At 47.1% G+C, this 4095-nt stretch carries 3 protein-coding genes and 1 pseudogene; 3 read left to right on the top strand and 1 reads right to left on the bottom strand.

Annotation, left to right across the window (positions count from 1 at the left end; translation table 11 throughout):
* From Q0338_RS04830 to Q0338_RS04820, 3 genes and pseudogenes are all read left to right on the top strand, one after another.
* Positions 1-150, top strand: a pseudogene (locus tag Q0338_RS04830) (glycerol-3-phosphate dehydrogenase); the annotation flags it as partial.
* Between the two features lie 450 nt (positions 151-600).
* Complete coding sequence (locus tag Q0338_RS04825) at positions 601-1686, top strand: glycoside hydrolase family 3 N-terminal domain-containing protein (protein ID WP_298085768.1); 1086 nt, start codon at positions 601-603, stop codon at positions 1684-1686.
* A gap of 418 nt (positions 1687-2104) precedes the next feature.
* Positions 2105-3424: an amidohydrolase gene (locus Q0338_RS04820; protein WP_298085767.1), complete on the top strand. Its 1320-nt coding sequence runs from the start codon at positions 2105-2107 to the stop codon at positions 3422-3424.
* Positions 3425-3774: 350 nt separating this feature from the next.
* On the opposite strand, the gene Q0338_RS04815 is transcribed toward Q0338_RS04820, so the two are convergent.
* Positions 3775-4095: hypothetical protein (locus tag Q0338_RS04815; protein ID WP_298085766.1), on the bottom strand; the 321-nt coding region annotated here is incomplete at its 5' end.

Here is a 4095-nt window from a genome sequence, read left to right as displayed (position 1 = left end):
GAGGTCGCAGAGGGCGTGGATACCTCCTACGCGATAGAAAAGATTGCCGCCGGAAAAGGCATTTATACGCCGATAGTAAACGAGATCGCGGCGATGTTGCGCGGTAAAGATGTGCAAGAAAGCCTGAGAGATCTACTAAGTAAAAAATAAAATTTGGCTAAAACGCGGCATTTTGCGGCGGAGGTAAATTTGGTTTGTAAAACCGTTATTTACCTGCTTCGGGGATAAATTTAAATTTTAAAAACTCCAATCCTGAACGAATTTTATTCGTAAAATTTAAAAAAGTTAAATTTGACACGATGTTTGCATGCTTTGTTTATGTTGTTTTAGGCAGTAAAGCAAAAATCAAAACAACAATATCCATACTGCCCAAACATAAATATCAATCAAGTAAGAACATCGCCAAAGTCTCCAAGATCAAATTTGCGTTAAAAGCTTTCCTTGACAGTTGTTTGGTCATTTTTAAGCACTTTTTTGTTTGTAACAAATTTATAGATTTAAATTTTGTTGCTTTGGCTAGCCCATCCGTCCAAACCGCGCTAAGAGTCCTTAAATTTATCCAAAATAGTGTAAAATCCGCAAAAACAAAAAAGGAAAGATATGAAAAAATTTATCGCCGTGCTTTTTTCGGTGCTATTTTTGGCGGGTTTGCCGACTGCGCTAAACGCCGCCGATACACAAGCGCAAGAAAAACCGACGCTTCGCAAAATGATAGCCCAAATGATAATGGTCAGCTTCAACGGCTCTGATCCCAAAACCGCCAAAGAAGCCGTCTCGGAGGCCAAATATCAGCGTTTTGGCGGCGTGATGTTGCTCGGTAAAAATATTTCGGATAAAAAGAACCTCAAGGTGTTAACAAGCGCATTTAAAGAGGCGCAAAAAGGCATTTTCATCGCTATCGACGAGGAGGGCGGGCAGATCACGAGATTTAAGGATAAGAGCGGATTTGAGACCTTTATCTCGGCGCAAAAAGTGGCAAAAACGCTCGATTTAGCCGCTGCGGGCGAGCTTTACGCTAAGATGGCGCAGCAGCTAAAAGACGTCGGCGTAAACATAAATTTCGCTCCCGTAGCCGACGTGCTAAATCCAAAATCCACGATCATCGGCTCGCAAGGCAGGGCGTTTAGCGCCGATATAGACGAGGTTTCGCTGTATGCGAGCGAGTTTATGAAGGCTTCGCAAGCTCGCGGCGTGATAGCTGCGATGAAGCATTTTCCGGGGCACGGCAACGTCGAGGCCGACAGCCACACCGCCAAGGTCGTGATCGAAAAATTCGACTATACCGAGCTTAAGCCGTATTTTGACGCGGTTCGCAAAAACGAAGCCAAGATGATAATGGTCGGGCACATCTACCTCGTGCAGCGCGACTCCGAGCTACCGGCCTCGCTCTCGCCGGTGATCATCGACGGCTTGCTGCGCGGCGAGCTAAAATTTGACGGCGTAGTCATCAGCGACGACATGCTCATGGGCGGACTAAAGGACTTTACGCTGCAAGAAAAGGTGATAAACTTTATCAACGCAGGCGGCGACGTGATGCTCTTTAGCGACTACAAGATAGACGGGCGCAGGACCGCGGAGCTCGTCACTCAGCTGGTCGTGGATGCGGTGGGCGCCAAACAGATACCAAAAGAGCGTATCGAGGAATCCTACGAGCGGATAATGAAACTAAAGGGCGGCTTAAAATAGTCTGCCTGAAGGGCGAATTTGAGCTTTTGCGCGGAGTTTATTTTGCGGCTAGTCAGGTCCGCGCGACGACTAAAGTCGAATTTGCTTTTTTTGCAAATTTGAGTTTAAATTTGACGACATTTTTAAATTTGAACTCAAATTTAACGCCCAAATTTTATTTTAAGATCGCTCCGCCAAAATACAAATTTTACCCAGCATTACCCGCACCGCTTTGGCGCGAATCGCAGTCTTAGAACCGACCGAAATATCCACGGCAAGAAAAAGTAAATTTAATCAAATTTACGCCAAACAAGCTGGCTCGCAAAAATCAGATTTAAATTTATCATTATTCGGCTCAAATTTAAGCTTTTAAAATTAATCTTGGTGTATAATTTATCTTTAAGTAAAATAATAAGAATTTCAAATTTAAGGAGCAAAAATGGACGAGGTGGTAGCAAAAGTCGAAGCGCTAAAAGACGAAATGGTGAAAAATAGGCGGTTTTTTCACTCGCATCCCGAGACTGGATTTTTCACGTTTTTTACGACGGCAAAGATCGCTAGCGAGCTAAAAAAGCTCGGCTACAGCCTAAAAATGGGACGCGAGATAATGAAGCCCGAAGCTAGAGCGGGACTGGGTAGTGAGAAAGATAAAGAAAAATATCTAGAGCGCGCAAAAAGCCTGCTAAGCGCCGATGAGCGCGAGTTTTTGCCCGTGATGGAGGATGGGCTCACGGGCGTGGTGGCCGAGATTGATACGGGTAGGCCGGGCAAGACGCTTGCGTTTAGATTCGACATCGACGGCGTGGACGTGACCGAGAGCAAGGATGAGGCGCATAGACCGTTTAAAGAGGGCTTTAGAGCCGATATAGACGGCATCACGCACGCCTGCGGGCACGACGGACACATCACGATCGGCCTAGCGATGGCTAAACTCATCGCGCAAAATTTGGACGATTTTAAAGGCAAATTTAGATTTATATTTCAAACCGCCGAGGAGGGCACGAGAGGCGCCGTGCCGATGGAGCAAGCAGGCGTGCTAGAGGGCGTGGACTACCTGCTGGGCGGTCATATCGGCTTTCAGGCAAAGACTAGCGGCGGCATCATCTGCGGTACGAACAAGCTTCTTGCGACGTCGAAATTTGACGTAAACTTCACTGGTAGATCGGCTCACGCGGCGGGCGCTCCGCAAGAAGGCGCAAACGCTCTGCTAGCCGCGGCTCAGGCGGCTCTAGCCATGCACGGCATCACGCGACATGCCGACGGAGTTACGCGCATAAACGTGGGCGTATTACGAGCGGGCGAGGGACGAAACGTCATCGCGCCAAACGGCTACATCGCCTGCGAAACGCGCGGCGAAACGACCGAGCTAAATGAATTTATGTTTCAAAAATGCATGGATATCGTCGCAGGCGTCGCGCAGATGTACGGCGTGCAGTACGACGTGAAGCTAACCGGCGGCACGAGCGGAGGCGATAGCAGCGAGGAGATCACCGATATCTACGAGCGCGCCGCGCGCCAGTCGCCTTTTATCAAAGACGAGCTCATCGTGCGGGATCTAAATTTCGGCGCTTGCGAGGACTTCGCGCACTTTATGCACGCCGTGCAAAAAGCAGGCGGCAAGAGCGGCTACCTGATGATCGGCACCAAGCTCGCCGCAGGGCATCACAACGGCGCGTTTGACTTTGACGAGAGTGCGCTGTTATCTGGCACGGACGTGTTTTTACGCTCGGCGTACGCGATAAACGGCAAGGACGCGTGAGGCTAAATTTGAACCGAATTTGACGAATTTGCGTCGCTTGCGCTCGGCTTGATCGGTTTTTTATCATCGATCGAGCTGACGTGGCGGCGTGGATTTATATTTTTAGCTTTTAAATTTTGATAAATTCGGCGGTTAAATTTGCTCGGCAGTCGGTCGTAAATTTGGCTGGTTGAATAGTGTCGTCGAACTGTGCGGCGACAAGGCAAAAAATTAAGCAAAAGATGCGCGCAAAGTCGGTTAAATTCGACTTTGGCAGATTTGGGTTTATTTTTGCGTATAGTCAAGTGCGGAGTGTGATTTTGCTCAAATTCGCCGATATCAAAATCGCAAATTTTAAAAACACGGAAACATTAATTCAAAAAATCCTTCGGTTTATTTACTATCTCGTCGTTTATGTATTCTCCGTCGGGATAGCATTTGTCTATTTTTAGGCCACAGGTTTTGTTTAGACGATACATGGTCTCTTTCGTCATCCAGTTATCGCACATCATGACGTCTATGGCGTATTTTACCTTTCTATCTTTTTCTGCGGCGAAAAACGGATTATTGCCCGTGTAGGCAAAATTTACGACGTTTAGATAGGTGTTTATATATTGGTTATCGCAGGATAGGTTATTTTTAAGATATCTGCGTAAATAATCCGTTGAGAAGCTAGCGTGAGGGTTATATAT

Origin of the sequence: uncultured Campylobacter sp. (assembly GCF_938018145.1) — a bacterium.
Taxonomy (GTDB): Bacteria; Campylobacterota; Campylobacteria; order Campylobacterales; family Campylobacteraceae; genus Campylobacter_A.
This window is presented reverse-complemented; position numbering and strand designations above follow the sequence as displayed.

Excerpts from the sequence above, each read along its gene's own strand:
- Q0338_RS04825 (WP_298085768.1), top strand. The coding sequence starts at position 601 with ATGAAAAAATTTATCGCCGTGCTTTTTTCGGTGCTATTTTTGGCGGGT.
- Q0338_RS04820 (WP_298085767.1), top strand. The coding sequence starts at position 2,105 with ATGGACGAGGTGGTAGCAAAAGTCGAAGCGCTAAAAGACGAAATGGTG.